We start from the raw sequence: 1367 nt of genomic DNA, 5'->3' as shown, positions 1-1367 counted from the left end.
CCCCGTCCCGTACCCCCCGGCCCCGGCATCCGCCCGATGGTCGCCCTCGCCCTGCCCCTGCTCGTCGCCGGACTGACCCAGATCACGGTGGGCGTGGTGGACACCGTCCTGCTCGCCCGGCTCTCCACCGAGGGACTGGGGGCCCTCGCGCTCTCCGCACCGGTCTACCTCGTCGCGCTGATCATCGCGCGCGGCTGGGCCGGGGCCGTGCAGGTCCGCGTCGCGCACCACCACGGCGCCGGGCGCCCGGCCGACCTGGCCCGCACGGTCCGGGTCGGGGTCCTCGGCGCCCTCCTCGCCGGCACGGCCGTCGGCGCCGTGCTGTACGCCACGGCCGGGCCGATCCTCACCCTCCTCGGCGCCCCCGACGAGGTGATCGGCCCCGGCACCGGCTACCTGCGGATCCTCGCCTGGGCCGTGCCCGCCGCCGCCGTCACCTTCACCCTCCAGGGCGCCTGCGCCGGCGTCGGCGCCACCCGCGTCACCATGTACAACGCGCTGCTGGTCAACGCGGTGAACCTGCCCCTCGGCCTGCTGTTGATCTTCCGCGCCGGGCTCGGCGTCACCGGTGCCGCGCTCTCCACCCTGATCGCCACCCTCGTCGGTGCCGGCTACCTGCTGCTGTACTGCCGGGCCCGCCTGCCCCGGGACACCACGGGCGCCGAGGAGGTGCCCGCCGTCGCGCGCGGCCTGTGGCGCATCGGCTGGCCCGAGATGAGCACCATGGGCATCGGCTACCTCAACGAGGCACTGCTCACCGGCTTCGCCGCCCGCATCGGCGCCGCCGACCTGGCCGCCTACCGCCTGGTGGACACCCTCACCCTGATCGTCTTCACCCTCCTGGGCTCCGCCGCGACCGCGCTGACCGTGCTCGCCGGCCAGGAGTTGGGCGGCGACCGTCCCGACCGGGCCCTGGAACGCCACCGCGCCGGTGTGCGGTTGCTGCTCGGCTTGGTGGTGGTGAGCGGCCTGGTGGCGCTGGTGGTCGCCCGCCCGGCGTACTCCCTGGTCGTCGAGGACCCGACGGTCGCCCAACTGGCATGGGCCACCACCCCGTTGGCCCTGCTGGGCATGGTGCCCCTGGCCTGGGCGATGTCCCGGGGCTCGATGCTGCGCGCGGCGGGGGAGACCCGCTGGATCATGGTCGCCTCGGTCACCGGCGACTACCTGCTGCTCATCCCCCTGGGGTGGTTCCTGGGGGTGCACCTGGGATGGGGCCTGCCGGGCATCTACACCGCCTGGCTCGGTTTCTCCCTGCTCTACGGCCTGCTGCTGCACCTGCGGTTCCGCCGCCGCTTCCGGCGCCCCTGTCTATTATACACATCTCCGGAGCCCACGAGACTTGGAGCTAGATCGTCTGCCGTCTT

The 1367-nt window shown here is 74.0% G+C and carries 1 protein-coding gene; it reads left to right on the top strand.

Translation table 11 applies throughout. From position 1 onward, the window contains the following. Nucleotides 1–1367 (top strand): MATE family efflux transporter (locus FOE67_RS25790; RefSeq protein ID WP_182667232.1); only part of this gene is annotated, 1367 nt, incomplete at both ends.

The sequence above is a fragment of the Streptomyces calidiresistens genome (assembly GCF_014141525.1).
GTDB classification, from domain to species: Bacteria; Actinomycetota; Actinomycetes; order Streptomycetales; family Streptomycetaceae; genus Streptomyces; species Streptomyces calidiresistens.
Note: the sequence above shows the minus strand (reverse complement) of the source record. Positions and strands in the feature narration are given on the sequence as shown.